This is a genomic window from Acinetobacter sp. ANC_7504, from assembly GCF_056779995.1.
Window position 1 is genome coordinate 148,091 of the sequence record NZ_JBWYIZ010000006.1, and the last position, 19,078, is coordinate 167,168.

At 39.3% G+C, this 19,078-nt stretch carries 19 protein-coding genes; 9 read left to right on the plus strand and 10 right to left on the minus strand.

Going from position 1 to position 19,078, the window contains the following annotated elements:
* Positions 1-243 precede the first annotated feature (243 nt).
* Together ptsP and AC1M9F_RS08620 are read right to left on the minus strand one after the other, a co-directional pair.
* Positions 244-2,538 carry a phosphoenolpyruvate--protein phosphotransferase gene (ptsP, locus tag AC1M9F_RS08615; RefSeq protein ID WP_481597556.1) on the minus strand — a complete coding sequence of 765 codons (2,295 nt, stop codon included), beginning with the start codon at positions 2,536-2,538 and terminating at the stop codon, positions 244-246.
* Positions 2,539-2,636: 98 nt separating this feature from the next.
* Entirely contained in the window at positions 2,637-3,107 is a 471-nt protein-coding gene (locus AC1M9F_RS08620) for an RNA pyrophosphohydrolase (RefSeq protein WP_035264177.1), read from the minus strand.
* A gap of 183 nt (positions 3,108-3,290) precedes the next feature.
* Between AC1M9F_RS08620 and AC1M9F_RS08625 the strand changes: the two genes are divergently transcribed.
* Both AC1M9F_RS08625 and AC1M9F_RS08630 read left to right on the plus strand, forming a co-directional pair.
* Complete coding sequence (locus AC1M9F_RS08625; protein WP_481597557.1) at positions 3,291-3,941, plus strand: HAD family hydrolase; 651 nt, start codon at positions 3,291-3,293, stop codon at positions 3,939-3,941.
* A gap of 184 nt (positions 3,942-4,125) precedes the next feature.
* A complete protein-coding gene (locus tag AC1M9F_RS08630; protein ID WP_481592415.1) occupies positions 4,126-4,377 on the plus strand; it encodes a DUF2789 domain-containing protein in 252 nt (83 codons plus the stop codon).
* Positions 4,378-4,445: 68 nt separating this feature from the next.
* Here AC1M9F_RS08630 and AC1M9F_RS08635 read toward each other — a convergent pair whose 3' ends face one another.
* Positions 4,446-5,303 carry a LysR family transcriptional regulator gene (locus tag AC1M9F_RS08635; RefSeq protein ID WP_481597558.1) on the minus strand — a complete coding sequence of 286 codons (858 nt, stop codon included), beginning with the start codon at positions 5,301-5,303 and terminating at the stop codon, positions 4,446-4,448.
* 131 nt (positions 5,304-5,434) lie between these two features.
* On the minus strand, positions 5,435-5,671 hold the full coding sequence (locus AC1M9F_RS08640) for a DUF2061 domain-containing protein (RefSeq protein WP_035264169.1): 237 nt from the start codon (positions 5,669-5,671) through the stop codon (positions 5,435-5,437).
* A 234-nt stretch (positions 5,672-5,905) separates the two neighbouring features.
* On the opposite strand from AC1M9F_RS08640, the gene leuC reads away from it, so the two are divergent.
* The 4 genes from leuC (at position 5,906) to leuB (ending at position 9,805) form a co-directional block, all read left to right on the plus strand.
* Entirely contained in the window at positions 5,906-7,354 is a 1,449-nt protein-coding gene (gene leuC, locus AC1M9F_RS08645; RefSeq protein ID WP_092766712.1) for a 3-isopropylmalate dehydratase large subunit, read from the plus strand.
* Positions 7,355-7,368: 14 nt separating this feature from the next.
* Positions 7,369-8,019, plus strand: coding sequence for a 3-isopropylmalate dehydratase small subunit (leuD, locus tag AC1M9F_RS08650; protein ID WP_481588649.1), 651 nt, complete (start codon positions 7,369-7,371; stop codon positions 8,017-8,019).
* Between the two features lie 97 nt (positions 8,020-8,116).
* Positions 8,117-8,695: a hypothetical protein gene (locus AC1M9F_RS08655; protein WP_179998722.1), complete on the plus strand. Its 579-nt coding sequence runs from the start codon at positions 8,117-8,119 to the stop codon at positions 8,693-8,695.
* Between the two features lie 30 nt (positions 8,696-8,725).
* A complete protein-coding gene (gene leuB / locus AC1M9F_RS08660; protein ID WP_481597559.1) occupies positions 8,726-9,805 on the plus strand; it encodes a 3-isopropylmalate dehydrogenase in 1,080 nt (359 codons plus the stop codon).
* Between the two features lie 27 nt (positions 9,806-9,832).
* On the opposite strand, the gene AC1M9F_RS08665 is transcribed toward leuB, so the two are convergent.
* A complete protein-coding gene (locus AC1M9F_RS08665; protein ID WP_143047400.1) occupies positions 9,833-10,150 on the minus strand; it encodes a hypothetical protein in 318 nt (105 codons plus the stop codon).
* A gap of 330 nt (positions 10,151-10,480) precedes the next feature.
* Complete coding sequence (gene infA, locus AC1M9F_RS08670; protein WP_004692529.1) at positions 10,481-10,702, minus strand: translation initiation factor IF-1; 222 nt, start codon at positions 10,700-10,702, stop codon at positions 10,481-10,483.
* A 228-nt stretch (positions 10,703-10,930) separates the two neighbouring features.
* Between infA and AC1M9F_RS08675 the strand changes: the two genes are divergently transcribed.
* Positions 10,931-11,938, plus strand: coding sequence for an AraC family transcriptional regulator (locus tag AC1M9F_RS08675; RefSeq protein WP_035264130.1), 1,008 nt, complete (start codon positions 10,931-10,933; stop codon positions 11,936-11,938).
* Between the two features lie 52 nt (positions 11,939-11,990).
* Here the strand turns inward: AC1M9F_RS08675 and truA are convergent, their stop codons facing one another.
* The 4 genes from truA to asd form a co-directional block, all read right to left on the minus strand.
* Positions 11,991-12,788, minus strand: coding sequence for a tRNA pseudouridine(38-40) synthase TruA (truA, locus tag AC1M9F_RS08680; protein WP_481587331.1), 798 nt, complete (start codon positions 12,786-12,788; stop codon positions 11,991-11,993).
* An 8-nt stretch (positions 12,789-12,796) separates the two neighbouring features.
* The gene (locus AC1M9F_RS08685) at positions 12,797-13,774 is read right to left on the minus strand and encodes an asparaginase domain-containing protein (RefSeq protein ID WP_481597560.1); all 978 of its coding nucleotides are present in this window, start codon (positions 13,772-13,774) and stop codon (positions 12,797-12,799) included.
* A 37-nt stretch (positions 13,775-13,811) separates the two neighbouring features.
* On the minus strand, positions 13,812-15,734 hold the full coding sequence (locus AC1M9F_RS08690; RefSeq protein WP_481597561.1) for a hypothetical protein: 1,923 nt from the start codon (positions 15,732-15,734) through the stop codon (positions 13,812-13,814).
* Positions 15,735-16,018: 284 nt separating this feature from the next.
* Positions 16,019-17,137 (minus strand): aspartate-semialdehyde dehydrogenase, encoded by a 1,119-nt coding sequence (asd, locus tag AC1M9F_RS08695; protein ID WP_035264122.1) that lies wholly within the window; start codon positions 17,135-17,137, stop codon positions 16,019-16,021.
* Positions 17,138-17,323: 186 nt separating this feature from the next.
* On the opposite strand from asd, the gene AC1M9F_RS08700 reads away from it, so the two are divergent.
* Both AC1M9F_RS08700 and AC1M9F_RS08705 read left to right on the plus strand, forming a co-directional pair.
* Positions 17,324-18,448, plus strand: coding sequence for an endonuclease/exonuclease/phosphatase family protein (locus tag AC1M9F_RS08700; RefSeq protein WP_035264120.1), 1,125 nt, complete (start codon positions 17,324-17,326; stop codon positions 18,446-18,448).
* Between the two features lie 371 nt (positions 18,449-18,819).
* A partial coding sequence (locus AC1M9F_RS08705) for a hypothetical protein (protein ID WP_481597562.1) occupies positions 18,820-19,078 on the plus strand: 259 nt, incomplete at its 3' end.

A 19,078-nucleotide genomic window follows, 5' to 3' on the forward strand; every position in this document is an offset into this window, starting at 1 on the left:
CTTCCACCGCAATCTATATCAACATGTGATGATAATTCGCTCATTTGGTGTTCAGAATTCATCGTTGAGTCATGACCTAGCGTATGATTTGAAATAGGTTTGTTAGGTGTTGAACTACTTTTTAATTTACTAATATATAAATGAAATAGAATTACCGAGATCGCTACGAACAACATGAAGATAAAAAAAGCCACTTGATCATGTTGTTACTCAGCTCTTTCTCTGCTTAAACCGAGATTCATATTAGGCATTTACAATACGATTCGATTTCACCATATCCGCTAAACCATGATGACGGAAATAATATTCCATCCAACTTTTTACAATGAGTGGATTATTCATTTTCACCACTTCATCTAAAAGCGTTTGCGCATCTATCATTGGAACATGACAAATTGCTTTACGGACTCTGAGAATATTGCTCGAACTCATTGAAAGTGTATTAAAGCCCATCGCCATCAGTAAAATTGCTGAGAGTGGATCGCCAGCCATTTCACCACAAATACTGACAGGTTTGTCATATTTATGACACTCTTGAACTAAGCGTTGCAATGCTCGAAGCACTGAGGGATGGAAGTGAGAATAAACACTCGATACACGTGGGTTATTACGGTCGACTGCCAACAAATATTGGATTAAATCATTCGAACCCACTGAGAAGAAATCAACTAATTCTGCAAACTCACCAATTTGAAGTAAAACACTAGGTACTTCCACCATGATGCCAATTTTAGGACGATTAATTTTAACTTGTTCTTCTTCCTGAACCGCAGCTAAGTCACGCTCAATAATATAAAGCGCTTCTTCTACTTCACTGACGCTGGTGATCATTGGCAGCAAAATATGCAAATTATTCAAGCCAACACTGGCTTTTAACATCGCACGAATTTGTGAAGAGAAAATCTCAGGATGATCCAAGGTAAAACGAATCCCTCTCCATCCTAATGCTGAGTTTTCTTCTTCTATTTCGAAATAAGGTAAATCTTTATCTGCACCAATATCCAAAGTACGCATCACGACTGGTTTATTGGCAAAGTGACTAAGTTGTTGACGGTAAATCGCTCGTTGCTCTTCTTCACCCGGGAAACGATCACGCAACATAAATGGAATTTCTGAACGATAGAGTCCGACACCTTTGGCACCACGTTGTACACCACGCACGACATCAATCATTAAACCTGTATTCACAAATAAGCGTACTGCAACACCATCAGGAGTGATGGCATCTTTGGTTTCATACTGTTTAAGATCTTTGGCTATTTGTTCTTCTTCTTTTTGGATGTCACGATAACGTTGACGTAAACGGCGTGGTGGATTGATAAATACACGTCCTTGATAGGCATCAACAATCATTTCCACATCATCAAGGGTAGTCACCGGAAGTTCGGTGACCCCAACGACTGTCGGTATACCCAAAGCACGTGCCACAATCACCATATGTGAATTGGCAGCCCCTTCAGACGTCACAATCGCTGCAATCTTATCGACAGGAAGTTCAACCAATGCTGCCGTACTGATTTCTTCACCCACAATGATACTGTCATTACTCAGTTCTCGGTGACTTAAATCATCTTCTTGAAGTGCTGCTAAAATGCGACGTCCAAGGTCTTTTAAGTCTGCAACACGTTCTCGTAAATAATCGTCTTCCATTTGTGCAAAGATTGCCACATGACGATCAATAACGTGTTTAACTGCACCTTGAGCCCAGTGACCATCACGGATTAACTCTTTGATTTCAGCAGGCAGGGCATTCTCATCCAACATTCTCAAGAATACGCTAAATAATGCACGTTCCTCAGACATCAAAGAATCTTGCATTTTTTCATCAAGTGATTGAATTTCTTTACGAACAGAATCAACCGCATGATCGAGTAATTCAAGCTCCTCACTGATATCTTCAGCTTCGCGGTCAGGTACTGAACCTAAATCTGCGGGTGGATAAAGAATAAGTGCACGACCTAATGCAATACCACCTGCACCTGATGATCCTTGAAATGTTTTATAGGTTGGAGAATTATTTGGCTTACGGAAAACATCGATATTTCCAACTGCATGCGCATGCGCGATAACGCCAGAAAGTTGTGCACAAAGTGTGACTAAAAACGATTCAGCAGCTTCGCTAAAGTCTTGTGGTTCAGTATTTTGAACCACGAGAACACCCATGACTTTTCGACGATACATGACAGGAACGCCAAGGAAAGAGTTATAAATCTCTTCACCCGTTTCTGGAAAATACGCGAAACGCTCATGCTTAAACGCATTCTCGATATTGACGATTTCCTCGCGTTGTCCAACGAGCCCGACCAAACCCTCACCCAATTGCAGTGAGACATTGCCAATAGATTCAGCATTTAAGCCTTTGGAAGCCATCAGAACGTAACGTTGGTTACGTTCATCAAGTAAATAAATAGAGCACACATCTACATGCATTGCTTCGGAAATTTGGTTGACCATAATTTCTAACGAATCATGCAAACTGACAGACGCATTGATTTCTTGGACAATGCGCCGTAAAGAGTCTAATTGCATGTTCGACATGTAGCGGTGCTCCTCTTAAAGGGATGTAATTATGGTGATTATTCAAATAGTCGAAATAAAAATCAAACATTTAAATTCAATGTTTAATATAAATCATGCTATGGCAGATGCATACACAATTCCAACATGGCACGACGGTAAACATCTTTTTTGAAGTTCACCACTTGGCCTAGTGGATACCAATAGCTGACCCATTGCCATTGATCAAACTCTGGCGGATCATTTAAGTTCAACTGAATATGATTCGTTGACGCGACTAATTTCAATAAAAACCATTTTTGCTTTTGTCCGATACACACAGGATCAGAATCTGATCTGATGTAGCGAAGTGGCAAACGATAATGTAACCAACCTTCGGTCTGAGCAATTATTTGGACGTGCTCCGGCAATAACCCGACTTCTTCACGGAGTTCCCTGAAAAGTGCCTGTTCTGGAGTTTCACCAAATTGGATGCCTCCTTGAGGAAATTGCCAAGCATTGTGACCAATGCGTTTTGCCCATAAAACTTGTCCAATATCATTTGCCAAAATGATCCCGACATTCGGTCGGAAACCTTCTGAGTCGATCATTTGGCACCTAAAATTTATTAAATTCGTTGACTTTGGGTTCGGGGGCATCCACTCTCTATGCCCAACTCGAAAAGTTCAAAGTAATAATGTTTTAAAATTGCTATGATCTTAACGAATTTCTATCGACTAGCGGAGATAGATTTACATTTTTTTTCTTAAATTTCAGTTTGAACGAGTAATTTCATGAAATTGGCGTTGTTTGATTTAGATCACACCTTGTTAAATACCGACTCTGACCATTCTTGGGGCGAGTTTTTAGTCAATGAAGGCTTAGTTGATCCAGTTCGACATCGCGCCATGAATGACAAATTTTATGAAGACTACAAAGCGGGACAACTTGATCCAATTGCCTACAACGAATTCGTATTTGAATTTTTAACGCAACATGACAATGAGTATTTGACCGACTTACATCAGCTTTTTATGCAAAAAGTTATTCGACCTCAAATGCGTCCTGAAGGTTACAAAGCGATTCAACGTCATCAAGATGCTGGGCATAAATTAGTAGGGATTACCGCAACATCAGATTTTATTACTGCACCTATTTTTCGTGAATTTGGTATTACAGAAATTATTGCAACCAATGCAGAAGTGGTTGATGGTAAATATACGGGTAAAGTCATTAATATTCCGTGTTATCAAAAAGGTAAATTGGCACGATTAGATCAATGGCTCGAGGGACGAGACGTTACTGAATCATGGGCATATTCAGACTCCATTAATGATCGATTCTTATTGGAATATGCGGATCATGCGATTGCAGTCAATCCAGATGAGCGTCTTGAAGTATTGGCTAAAGAGCAGGGTTGGGATATCCAAGACTGGTCCATTTAAGACAATTTTATTCTCAAAATTAAAAATTGCTAAAGCCATTGTATCAATGGCTTTTTTTCATTGATCAGCATTGAAATAACTTGAGATGAAATTCAGCATAAATTTACAGACGCTTTCATCCCTTAGTGATACCTTATGCGCAAACAACTAACTTAAAATTAATCAAAATCATAAGGAATACACGATGATAAATGCAGAGCCAAGAATGACCAACTTATTTGAGCAATTAGGATTGGATTCTAGCGAGCAAGCTATTGCAGAATTTATTGAAACACATCAGTTAGAAGCTGAAACCTTTTTGACTGAAGCAAGTTTTTGGTCTGAAGGTCAACGTCAATTTTTGAAAGAAAAATTATGTTCAGATGGTTCATGGGCATTAATTATCGATCAGCTCAATGAGTCTTTACATGAAGATTCATTGAAGAAAAAAGCTTAAGTAGCTCACTTGTCTTAAAAAGTAAAAAGTCATCTGATTAGATGACTTTTAAATATCGAGTGCTGAAATTATTTCATTAAATCAACCAATGCCTTGGCTGCCTTAGATTGGGTGCGTCCCGGATGCCAAACCATACCCAATTGACGCTGCATTTCTAAATTAATATCCAGTCTGACCAAGTCTTGATTGACTAAAGTACTTGGCAAGACAGACCAACCTAACCCAATAGAAGCCAACATGCGAATGGATTCAAGCGGATTATTGCTCATGGACACTTTAGGTTTTAATCCATTTTTTTCAAATTCTGCAAGGGTGATCTGCGCTGTATATGTTTGAGCTGCAGGTAATAAACTTGGGTACTGCATGAGATCTTCAAGGCTTAAATTTTTCATATTTGCCAATGGATGAAAAACTGCAGCAACGAAAACCAAAGGATCACTCCATAAAGGAACATATTTTAAACGTTCATCTAGGACAGGGGGTAAGGTTAAGAATGCCAGTTCAAGGTCACCGGCTAACACTTTTTCATGCGCTTGTTCTGAATCTACAAAATGCACATCTAATGTCACATCAGAATATTGCTGAACATAGCTTTTTAAATGTTGCGGTAAATGATGTAATCCAATGTGATGGCTGGTACCAACTTTAAGCTTTCCTTTAATCTGATTTTGGTCGTGGCTTAAGGTGTGATGAATATCACCTAGTTCATTTAACCAATTTTTAACTTTAGGAAGCAGGGAATGAGCCGCATGGGTGGCTTGTACACCTCGGCCAGCAGATTCAAATAATTTGACACCAAAATAATCTTCTAAACTATGAATACGTTTGGTGACAGCGGGCTGAGTGATAAATAGTTGATCAGCTGCCATAGAAATCGAACCCGTTTCCATGACTTTTATAAAAGCTTCAAAGGCAGCAAGATTCATAATTTAAACTCGGTTATGAAAATATTATTTAATTATAAAATAAATTTATATCTATTGCGAAGTAATTCTTCATAAACTGTTGCAAAAAAAGCCGCATAGTGCGGCTTAGATGAGGAGGATCACAGGTGAAACTATGCGACGATATTTTCTTCCTGTTGTATCGTTTTTTTCTCCCACACGCGTTCGTGAATGAAATAAGCCACGGCTTGTACAGTAGGCTCAAGTAAACTTAAAGTAATTGCCATCCAAATGCTGCCTGTGACAAGGTAGCCTACAATCATGGCTACCGTAATGTGCATAATGTAGTAGCTTAATGTTTTTTTGAACATGCGTTGATTATCTTCAACAAATTTTTGAATATGTGCCATGTGAACATCCTCAGTTGGTGGTGATCTTGGAGATGTTAAAATGATAAGCATTCTTATTTAATCTGTAAAAGCGAATATTAATTTTAAATTAATCGTTTTTATAGATGGTTTTTGTGTTTAAATTGATTCTAAAAAGTTTTTAAACTAATAAAAATGATAAATTAGATTTATGTGAATAGGCCGTTATAATCGTAATTAATGACAGAATTACCCAGTCCAGTGGAGCAAATCGACATGGCAGGCGAAACCCAAAAAGCAGAAACTCAAACAAAAAAAACGTTGTACGATAAATTGTGGGACGATCATTTAGTTAAACAACGCGATGATGGTTCTTCTTTACTTTATATCGACCGTCACTTGTTGCATGAAGTGACTTCTCCACAAGCTTTTGAAGGCTTGCAACTTGCAGGACGTAAACCTTGGCGTTTAAGTGCAAACGTGGCAACTCCTGACCATAACGTACCAACGTCTACGAAAGAGCGTTCTGAAGGGATTGCGGGGATCGAAGATGATACTTCACGTATCCAAGTGCAAACTTTAGATGATAACTGTAAAACATTTAATGTTGCACAGTTTGATATCAACGATGTCCGTCAAGGGATCGCACACGTTGTTGGACCTGAGCAAGGTTTAACTTTACCAGGTATGACGGTTGTTTGTGGTGACTCACATACAGCCACTCATGGTGCATTTGGTTGCTTGGCACATGGTATTGGGACATCAGAAGTTGAACATGTATTGGCAACGCAATGCTTAGTTCAAAAGAAAATGAAAAACATGTTGGTACGTGTTGACGGTAAATTAGGTCAAGGCGTAACACCAAAAGATGTGGTTTTAGCGATTATTGGTAAAATCGGTACAGCTGGTGGTACAGGTCATGCCATCGAATTTGGTGGTCAAGTGTTCCGTGATATGTCGATCGAAGGTCGTATGACGGTGTGTAACATGGCGATTGAAGGTGGTGCCCGTGTAGGTATGGTTGCTGTAGATGAGAAAACCATTGAATATGTGAAAAACCGTCCTTATGCACCGAAAGGTGAGCAGTGGGATGCAGCAGTAGAATATTGGAATACTTTACATTCTGATGAAGGTGCACACTTTGATACAGTTGTTGTATTACAAGGTGAAGAGATTGAGCCACAAGTGTCTTGGGGTACATCTCCTGAGATGGTGATTCCTGTATCTCAAGCAGTACCGACATTAGAACAAGCAAAAGATGATGTACAACGTAACGATTGGACACGTGCTTATCAATATATGGGCTTAACCGCGGGTCAAGCATTGTCTGATATTAAATTGGATCGCGTATTTATCGGTTCTTGCACCAACTCTCGTATTGAAGATATCCGTGCGGCAGCTGAAGTTGCAAAAGGCAAAAAAGTTGCAAGCACGATTAAGCAAGCGATGGTTGTTCCGGGTTCTGGCTTAGTCAAAGCACAAGCAGAAGCTGAAGGTTTAGATAAAATCTTAATTGAAGCTGGTTTTGAGTGGCGTGAGCCAGGTTGCTCAATGTGTTTAGCAATGAATGCAGACAAATTACAACCGGGTGAGCACTGTGCATCAACATCAAACCGTAACTTCGAAGGTCGTCAAGGTAATGGTGGTCGTACGCATTTAGTGAGCCCAGCGATGGCAGCAGCAGCGGCAATTGCAGGTCACTTTGTTGATGTACGTTCATTCTAAGAGGAGCAAACAACATGAAAAAATATACCGTTGAACAAGGTATCGTTGCACCTTTAGACCGTGCCAATGTCGATACAGATTTAATTATTCCAAAACAGTTCTTGAAATCAATTAAGCGTACAGGTTTCGGTGCGAATTTGTTTGATGAATTACGTTATTTAGATGAAGGCTACTTGGGTCAAGACAACTCAAAACGTCCTTTGAATCCAGACTTTGAGTTGAACAAACCGCGTTATCAAGGTGCTTCAATCTTGATTTCACGTGCCAACTTTGGTTGTGGTTCAAGCCGAGAACATGCGCCATGGGCTTTAGAAGAATATGGTTTTCGTACCGTAATCGCACCAAGCTATGCAGACATTTTCTACAACAACAGCTTTAAAAATGGCATGTTACCAGTGATCTTGTCTGAAGAGATTGTGGATCAATTATTCAAAGAGTGTGCAGCTCAAGAAGGTTATCAGTTAACGATTGATCTTGAAGCACAAGAAGTGCGTACGCCTACAGGCGAAGCATTTAAATTTGAAGTTGATCCATTCAGAAAGCACTGTTTGTTGAATGGTTTAGATGATATTGGTTTAACGTTACAAGCGGCAGAAGACATTCGTGCTTATGAGGAAAGAACTAAAGCTGTTCGCCCATGGGTATTCCAAGAAATCAAAGCGTAACTGATACTTAAAGCTATAGTGCTCTGATTCAAGTCTTGCTAATATCGGTGCAAAATTATTCTTTTAGTTTTGCGCCGTTTGGTGAGGTTGGGCACAAATGAAGGCAAAAGTTTTATTACGCTATGCGTTTTTCGGATTGTCTGTCGCCGTTTTATCCGCTTGTCAGACCGTAGACCGATTACAACTGAAAAAGATTAAAGAAACGCCTGAAACCAGAAATCATGCTTTGATTTATTGCTCAGGAACGCTGAATTGTGAGTTTGAAAGATTCGATGAGCATCCCATTGTTGATGCTCAATCTCGAAGATTAGATCAGCGTGCGATCAAGCAAGGTATCGTGCGATTAAATGCTGGCTCTTTGAAAGATCCGCAAGCCTTATATCTTTCAGTTCCTGCTGGACTGCATGAAGTGGTGGTTCGCTTTTATCCGATTTCAGAGGAAAAAGCAGAAACTATTAATGTCATCCATCGCTTCGAAGCAAAAAAAGATTACCGATTTGTAATGTTTAGAGATCGAAGCAGTGGGAAAAAAAGTTTACTTGATGCTTCTGCACCAGAGCCATTATGTGTTGACTTGTTGCAAGAGCAACAAACCATTCGTCGTTTCTGCAAACCCTATAATGTTCTCAATGGACTAGGTGAGTTTGTGGAACAAAAAAATTTAAAAACACGTTAGTTCATACTAACTTTATAAATGGAAAATCTCATGTCTAAACAAATCTTGATTTTAGCTGGTGACGGCATTGGTCCTGAAATTGTAAAAGCAGCTGAACAGGTCCTCACCCGTGTCAATGAAAAATTCAATCTAGATTTAACATGGGAACAAGGTTTATTGGGTGGCGCTGCAATTGATGCGCATGGTTCACCTTATCCAGAAGTTACCTCTGAACAAGCAAAAAAAGCAGATGCGATTTTGTTAGGTGCTGTTGGTGGTCCGAAGTGGGACAAAATTGAGCGCTCAATTCGTCCTGAGCGTGGTTTATTGAAATTACGTAGCGAACTTAACCTTTTCGCTAACTTGCGCCCAGCGATCTTGTATCCTCAATTGGCAGATGCTTCAAGTTTGAAACCTGAAATTGTTTCAGGCTTAGATATTTTAATTGTCCGTGAATTAACTGGTGGTATTTACTTCGGTCAACCACGTGGTATTCGCGAATTAGAGAATGGTGAGAAGCAAGGCTTTAATACCGACGTATATGCAGAGTCAGAAATCAAACGTATTGCTAAAGTGGCGTTTGAAATGGCGAAACTACGCGGTGGTAAAGTGTGTTCAGTGGATAAGGCAAATGTTCTTGAAGTCACTGAGCTTTGGAAACAAACAGTAACTCAGTTACATGCTGAACAGTATGCTGACATTAACTTGTCACATATGTACGTTGACAATGCAGCAATGCAATTGGTTCGTGCACCTAAACAATTTGATGTGATCGTAACAGGTAACTTGTTCGGTGATATCTTGTCTGATGAGGCTGCGATGTTGACTGGTTCAATCGGTATGTTGCCATCAGCTTCTTTAGATGAAAATGGTAAAGGGATGTATGAGCCTTGTCATGGTTCAGCACCAGATATCGCAGGTCAAAATATCGCAAACCCATTGGCAACAATTTTATCTGTTGCAATGATGCTTCGATATACGTTCCGTCAAGAAGCTGCAGCAAAAGCGATTGAAGATGCAGTAGGGAATGTTTTAGACCAAGGTTTACGTACAGCTGACATTATGTCTGAAGGCATGAAGAAGGTTGGGACAATTGAAATGGGTGAAGCAGTTGTTGCAGCGCTTAACTAATTTCAGTTGATTCATTCAAAACGCAGCCTATGAGCTGCGTTTTTTATTGCCGAGCTTTTGAAAGCGATATTGTTTTTTTAAACTAAAAACACTTGAGCAAGTCATTACGTTACCGTATGACTGACTTGCTGAAGCTGTCCATACAGGAATCATAAAACTATTTTCATCTCTCATCGAATTTCCCATTGGAATCGAGGTGTTGACTATACGTTCAAAGGTGAAAATGGATCGATCATCTCGAATCTCAAGATTGGGCTTCAGCTTAATGTTAAAAGAATTCAACTCGGTAGTTTCTCGGATATGTTGGATATCTTGTCCTACAAATTGTGAAACATAAGTATTCATATTTTTTTGTTCTGAAAATTTGCTGTTTGGCATGCCGTAAACAGGAAAAGTGTAAATATGCAGATGGGCAAAAAACACAATTTATTTAGTGCACGAAATAGTGGGGCAGTACGACGATTTTTTTGTGGTTGAGTGTGTATATGAGGATTGTTTTTATATTTGATTGAAAGTTAAGAATAAATAGTGAGTTTAATTATTCTATATATCTGAATTTATCTCTTATCACAAAGACAGGCGATTGATTTAGCTGAATGAACTTTCTATGCGATTCATAAAATAAAAGTACAAAAACAAAAAAGCCACTCAATGTGGCTTTTCGCTTACTAACACTTAGCGTGCACGGTAAGTAATGCGACCCTTAGATAAGTCATAAGGTGTCATTTCAACTTTAACACTGTCGCCAGTCAAAATACGAATATAGTGTTTACGCATTTTACCAGAAATGTGTGCAATTACTTCGTGACCGTTTTCTAAACGTACACGGAACATAGTATTAGGAAGCGTTTCGGTGACAACGCCTTCGAACTCGATAAGTTCCTCTTTATTGGCCATAGCCTACCTGATGATCAAATTGGAAAGGCGCAAATTATAGGCAAAATTTTAGAAAAAAACAAGGTTAAACCAAGTTCAGTCGGCGTTTCTATGGTCAAACTTGTCGAACAAACAAATAAAATTTTTAAACAAAAAAATGCTTAACTATGTTGTCAGTTTGGTCAATCGACTGTAATCTAATTCATAAGTTTTAAGTAAATATTAATAACATACAAGGAAGGGCACTGCGTGAGTCAGCTAACTGATGCTTCGGTTGTTCTACGATTAGGTTATCAAGCAATTCGTCGTGCTGGATTGCCCACAGAAGAAATTTTAACAAAAGCGGGTGTGGCCTTAAATCAAGTAGATCAAAATGCGCGTACGCCTTTAAGCGCGCAGTACGCTTTCTGGGTTGCTGCCGAAGAAGTCAGTAAAGATCCAGACATTGGTCTACATTTAGGTGAACATTTACCACTGTATCGTGGTCAAGTGATTGAACATCTTTTTATTTCATCTGAAAATTTTGGCGAAGGCCTGAAAAGGGCTTTAGCGTATCAACGTCTAATCAGTGATGCATTTCATGCCAAGTTGGTCATTGAAGATGATCGTTGCTACCTAACCAATGGTGAACAACCTTTCTCTGAAAACCTAGTCAATCGTCATTTTTCTGAGTGCGCGATTTCAGGCATTTTAAGATTCTTCAAATTTATTACTGAAGGTCGTTTTCAACCTATATATATCGATTTTAACTTTAGCGAGGGTGCTTCAGACGATGAGTATTTCCGTGTATATGAGTGCCCGGTAAGTTTAGGCCAAAAAGAAACGCGACTTTATTTTGATCCTGCAATTTTAGATTATGTACTTTGGCAAGCCGAGCCAGAATTACTTCAACTGCATGAGCAGTTGGCGATTGAAAAATTACAGGAGTTGGCTCGATACGATTTAGTGGGTGAGGTGCGCCGTGCTATTGGATCAACACTTGAGAGTGGAGAAACAACGCTAGAAACTGTGGCAGCTCAGTTGAATATTACCCCACGTCGTTTGAGAACACAGCTCAGTGAAGCTAATACAAGCTTCCAGCAAATTTTATCTGACTATCGTTGTCGTTTAGCTAAAAAACTTTTGGCAAATACCAATGAAAGCGTAGAGAGAATTGTCTATCTGACGGGTTTCTCGGAACCAAGTACGTTCTATCGGGCCTTTAAACGATGGACCAATGAGACACCTGTTGAATATCGTAAGCGTAAACAGCGCTAAAAAAGTCCCTTCTTATGAAGGGATTTTTTTCTATTTAATTCAAAATAAAAATCTATTCAGGCATGTTTAACCAATGAGGGCCTAGGGGTACTTTAGGCAAGTTAAACTCTTCAGGATAGTGTGCTTGGATAAAGTAAAGGCCGTCAGGTGGTGCTGTGATCCCTGCTGCTTTACGGTCTTCTGCTGCGAATATTTCATCGATATGGTCAATGCCGTACATCCCCTGACCAATTTCCAGTAAACAGCCCATAATATTGCGAACCATGTGATGTAAAAAACCATCTGCTTGGATGTCAAGAACAAGGTAAGCACCGTGTTTGATGAGTTTGCAATGGCTCACATGGCGTACAGGTTGGTTGGATTGACACGCAGCAGCTCGAAAACTTTCAAAGTTATGAGTACCCTCAAATTTTGAGGCTGCAGCAATCATTTTATCTACATCAAGTGGGTAATAAGCATGCGTTACTTGTTTGTGGAGTAAGGCAGGGCGCATGGGGCTGTTATAAACGACATAACGATAACGGCGAGCCTGCGCTTTAAAGCGTGCATGAAAATCACTATCCATTTCTTGAATCCATTGGATGGCAATATCTTTAGGGAGTGTACTGTTAGCCCCCATAAGCCAGCCACGAATTGGACGTATTGCATTTGTGTCAAAGTGAGCCACCATATTTGTGGCATGAACCCCCGCATCTGTTCGACCTGCACCATGCAAAATGATGGGTTCATCAGCAATTTTGCTCAACACTTTTTCCATGGTTTCTTGTACGCTCGGCACACCAGGTTGCTGTGTTTGCCAACCTCGATAACGAACGCCACTAAACTCAATTCCGATTGCAAAACGTGGCATTTGAACCTCTAATTTGATGAATCATACCAATGCTGTAACCATTGATCTGTGGAGGGGTATTGTAAATACATTTTTAGAATTTTGGCATAAAGATCGGCATCACTGAGTGTATCGTCGATCAAAATATCAGATGCTTTAATCCAACTGCTAATTGCATAGCGTTGATCTAATTCTCCAAACATGACCTGACTACTTAATACAATATGGCAGCCTAAGGCACGAAGCTGCTTCAAAATATCTGTGGTATCCGCATTAATTGCTAAATTACCGGTTCCATATGCTTGAAGTATGAGTACATGAGGCGGATTGTCGATAAAACGCGTTAAATGCTGATTGAATAATTTGATTTCAATGGGGCGAAGACTCAGATTCGCAATATTGAGTTGTGTCGAGCGTTCAATATGTTGCTCAGTAATGTCGACAAAAGAACTTGATATGGGCTTGATGACATTTGTAAATGCTTCACCACAAAATGCATTTAGTGCCGTGCGATGAGTCTTGACTGCAGTTCTGGCATGAAAAATTTGATGGTTAAAGCATAAGTAAACACCATCAGACACATTTTCCATATATTGGATGGCATGATTCAGATTATCTAAAGCATCGCTCGATGGATGCAAAGATGTCGCTGCATGATTGAGCAGAGGAAATTGGCTACCTGTGATAATGACTCGACACGTATCATGGAGAAATCGAGAAAGAATAGCCGCAGCATAACTCATGGTATCGGTACCATGAATGACAATAAAATTTTGAAATTGTTTAGCTTGCAATTGTTGAATTTTTTGGATTAACAGCAACCAATCACGCGCCGTACATGCACTACTGTCTTTAATCTCATGAGCCTGAACAAGCTCTATTGGATTTTGAACGGGCAAAATTTCTTTTAATTGCGGGAAAAAATCGGCAGCAGGCATAGGCGCTAAAGGTTCACCAACGCAACCAAATGTCCCACCCATATAGATTAAAGCTATTTTTGAACTCATAAAAAAAGCAGCCTGATTAGACTGCTTCATATTAAGATTAATTGGAATCAGATTCCATGCTCTCTCGGAGTTTTGCTGCACGCATTTTTTGTTCGTCATTGTAATGCGATTCATATTCCGTAATTAATTTTTCTGCTTCATCAAACGCACCAAATTTAATGTATTGATCCGCTAAATCTAAGTTAAGTTGAATTTCATCAACGTTGAGTAATTCAGGAAAACGTTGTACAAGAGGATCATCAGGACGATTCGGATTCATTTTTATCGCAGATGTTTCATGTGAATGACTCTTTTGCACATCCACGTTTTCATCTGATGAATTGAGGTCAAAATTAAACTCGTTTATCGGTTCAATTGAGCTTTCTATTGTAGATTTTGAATCAAGATTTTCCTCAAAGTCGAAAGTTACAAAATCTAAATTTTGATCATTCACGCTTTGTTCTGGAACTTTTGCTGAGCTAGATATTTCAGCATCAAAGTTAAAATCATCTGAAAGATCAAAAGTGAGTTCATCCTTAGATGTTGTTTGAGAATGAGGCTGTTCCGACTGATCTGAAAAGCTAAATTCCAATGGATCTATTTCAATATTCAGTTCTTGTGGATTTTTTTCTAATGGAGAAGAGCTCAGTGCTGAATGAGAGAGATCTGTTTTTTCAACCCATTCTTGACTTAAATCAAGTGTGAAGTCGAGATTTTGGATGGACTCATTTTCTGAAGCAAGGTTCTCAGCATCAGTTGAGTGCACTGATGCTGTTTGTGATTTATTTTCAGACTGAAAACTGGAGAAATCTAAATCAAACTCTAAGGGTGCGCGATCTTCAGTCGATTGATTGGTTGTTTCAGATTCAGTCTGTGTTTGAGCATTTGGCTCGAAAGTTAAATCTGTCGTTATAAATTCTAAAGGTGTTTGCTCTTTTGATGCAGGAGTCTTCTCATCATCTTGCTCGAATGGGTGTTGTGAGGTTGGTTGCGGTGTATCTTCCATAAAAAAATCGAGTTCAAAATGCTCGTTTTGCGATGGAGTCTGTTGTTCAGTTGCCTGCTGATTTTCAGCCTGATCAGAAGGGAGCTGGTCAATGATTTCTTCATTGGTTTTATTGAGCGTAAACTCTTCTGCTAAATCCAGCTGTTCTGAGCTAAATACAAAATGAGCAGTAGGTTCAGCAGAGACATGCTCAGTTTCTTCCTCAGGAGTGCTTTTCTTCTCTTTGGCTTGTAAGGGATGTGGGTATTGTTCTGTTTCAAACACAAATGTTGAGCTTTGAGAAGGAAGAGAAGATTGCTCTGTTGTCTCATTTGTTTCAGTGGGTGTGCTTTCCTGAGTGCTATGTTGTTCATCCTGTGATTTGATGAGATGATCAAAGGTTTGTTCTGATTGCACTGCAGGGATTTCAGTTATAAAACTGGTGCTATGAAACTGTGCAGCATGACGAGGCTGATTCTCGGTGTTCGATATATCCCGTGATTCTTTCGCAATTTCTTTATTCTGTTCCGCTTCTTTTGCAGCTTTAAGTTTGTCTTCAGCTTCATCCGCAATGTAATGTAATCCAGTGGAGCGTAAATAATTACTTAATTGTTTTAAAGCAAATTCATCATTCTGTAGGATGTGAATATCAATCAAATACGAGTAAAGCTCATGTTGTCTAGGATCACGATTCAATGCTTGATTGATTTTTGCTTCGGCTGACATATAGCTTTCTGATTGAATTAAGTATTCAATGCTGGCTTTAAGTTCATCAGCCACTGGTTCGGCACTTAAGTCTTGTGGTGCGCCATGACCGTGCTGTGAATAGGCTTGTTGTGGGGTGGAGCGAGTTTTAGGGCTTTTCTTAGCGCGTTTTACACTCACATTTTTTTTAGATTTTGTTGATCCTGTGTCACCATTTTTTTGATTATCCTCACGTTTTTTGAGCACCAGTGCGATTAACAGCAAGACGACAAATGGAATGACATACAACATAATTTTTCCCCTTCATTGAATTCAATGAATTTATTGCAAATCTAATACCTGAGTGCTCGAAATATTGGACTGTTTTTAATCTCGATTTTTTATATTCTCAGTTCATCATTATGCATCGATCAAGATGTTCGAAATAAGAAGTGATGAGATTGTAATTTAACTGTTTTTTGTATAGATGTCATAATATTTCCTTTCAAATAGCACTCCAAGCTCTAATCAATTCAAATTGCATAAAAAAAGCCGATCTAATCAGACCGGCTTTTTATTGAAGTGACTATTAAAAATTAAGCATTTTTATAGTCAATCAAGATGCGTAGCATACGGCGTAAAGGTTCAGCAGCACCCCAAAGTAATTGGTCACCAACAGTGAACGCGCCTAAATACTCTTTACCCATATTAAGTTTACGTAAACGACCTACTGGAACAGTAAGCGTGCCTGTTACTGCAACAGGTGTAAGATCAGTCATTGATGCTTCACGTGTGTTCGGCACAACTTTAGACCAGTCATTTGCACTTGCAATGATGTCTTCAATTTCATTTAAAGGAACATCTTTACGAAGTTTTAAAGTCAATGCTTGTGAGTGACAACGCATTGCACCAATACGTACACAGTGACCATCAATAGGTACAATTTGTGAATTACCAAGAATCTTATTGGTTTCAACTTGACCTTTCCATTCCTCTTTCGATTGACCGCTTTCAAGCTGTTTGTCGATATAAGGAATTAAAGAACCTGCTAAAGGTACACCGAAGTTTGCTGAAGGGAATCCTTCACCACGCTGTAATTCAGCAATTTTAGAGTCGATATCTAAAATTGGAGAACGTGGATCGTCTAATAGATCTTTTGTATTGTTATACAAATAGCCCATACCTGTGATGAGTTCACGCATGTTTTGCGCACCCGCACCAGAAGCAGCTTGGTAAGTCATTGAAGTCGCCCATTCAACAAGATTGTTTTGGAACAGACCACCAAGACCCATTAACATCAATGAAACAGTACAGTTACCGCCTACAAATGTTTTCGTACCTTTTACCAAACCGTCTTTGATCACATTCATGTTGACTGGATCTAATACGATGATTGCTTCATCGTCCATACGCAATGTAGATGCAGCGTCAATCCAGTAACCATTCCAACCATCAGCTTTCAACTTAGGGAAAACTTCAGTGGTATAATCACCACCTTGGCAGGTAATAATGACATCCATTTGCTTCAGACTATTAATGTCTGTCGCATCCATAAGTGCTGGGGCAGTTTTACCACCAAACGCAGGGGCTTCACCACCTGCATTACTGGTAGAGAAGTAGAATGGCTCAAAATGAGCGAAATCATTCTCTTCAACCATACGTTGCATAAGGACGGAACCAACCATCCCGCGCCAACCGACCAGACCTACTTTCATGTCACTTTGCCTCGGTGCGTTAAAATAAAAAAGGGGGTTCGAGTGTATCAAAAGAGTGTATAACTGCAAGTGGTACACAATCAAAACAGCAAATATATTGTGCAATATATCTTGTTTATGTTACATGCAAAACTAATATAAATTTATGAATCATCGAAAAATTAAGAATATATAAAGAGAATCGCTATGCTATGGATTGAGATACTGGCTGTTGTTGTGATTTGGTTAAGTTTTTGGTCTTTGATTCCGCGTGATGAGTGGTGGTTTCGAGGTGCCGATTTTCCAAGACTACAAATTTTAGCCCTAGGCTTTATCGCATTTATCCTCCTGTTGATTTGGGATGGGGAATGGGATTTAAGACGCCAAGTCATATTTGTTGGATTAATTGCTGCATTAGCATATCAATTGAAGATGGTTTTGCCTTATACCTTAATTTGGAAAAAACAGGTGAAACAGGTCCAACCAGATCAACTTGATCCATCAAAGCAAATCTCTTTAATTGTGTCGAATGTTTTAACACCAAATACAGAATATCATCGTTTGATTGAACAGATTCATCAGCATCAACCCGATATCGTATTGACGCTTGAAACAGACCAAACCTGGCAGAATGAACTTTCAGTCATCGAAGCGGATTATCCTTATCGTGTTCCAGTACCTTTAGATAATCTCTATGGAATGCATCTCTACAGTAAATTGGAATTGAGTGATACCGAAGTCAAATTCATACTGAGTAATGAGATTCCTTCTATTCATACCACAGTGAAATTGCGTTCTGGACAGCCAGTTCAATTATATTGTTTACATCCCAAACCGCCGAGTCCAACTGAAGCCAAAGACTCTACATTACGTGATGCTGAATTGTTGATTGTGGGTGATCAAATTAAAGACTTGGATGAAAGTTGCATTGTCATGGGAGATCTAAACGATGTGGCATGGTCTCGTACCACACGATTATTTCAACGTATCAGTGGTTTATTAGATCCGCGTGTTGGACGTCATTATGTCAATACCTTCCATGCGGACTATCCGCTATTACGATGGTCACTCGATCATGTATTCCACAGCACTGATTTTGCTTTGGTAAAAATGGAGCGATTACCGCATATTGGTTCGGATCACTTTCCTGTGTACGTTGTTTTACAAACTGGACGACAATTTGAGCAAGTACAGCAAGAATTAGAACAGACGGATGCTGATGAGCAAGAGGCTCAGGAGGCGATTCAAGAAGGTATTGCGAAAGCTGAGAAAGAAGAGAAACAAGTGACAGATGAAATTGCGCAAGATTATAAAGATGGCAAACAAGTGTGAATGGATGCGTGTAAGAAATTGCTTACAATAAATGTGTCTGTTGACCCATAGTCACGAAGCGAGCTTAAGCGTAATCTAAGCTTATCGGCACAGGGAGTGGGAATGGAATGATCCCAATATGGAAGACGACGCCGACGGAAAATCATCATGGAGATGATGTAGGAAAGGAAAGCCAATAAAACAATAATATGATTTTTGAAAAGCACAACCTCATCGACCCGAGTTTTACAGGATGTAGAACTCGGGTTTAGTTTATGGTGGATTTAAACGTTTATATGCATACAGGTCGAATGAATTAAATCTCGTTATTCAGCTCTAATCTTTTATTAATGCTATGATTTGCCAAAATGAAAATATTGAGCAGATGGGGTATGACTTTGTTTCTTAAAAATATGAAAGACATAACTACAAGCAAATCCTTCGCTTCAATCGTTGTGTTAAATGTACTAATGAACACCAGCGTATTTGCACAAGAAGCTGATGAAAAAATGATGGATGCGGTTGCATCTCAAAAACAGGTCGCGAACACTGAAGCTAAAGAAGCTAAAGAAGCTAAAGAAGCTAAAGAAGCTAAAGAAGCTAAAGAAGCTAAAGAAGCTAAAGAAGCTAAAGAAGCTAAAGAAGCTAAAG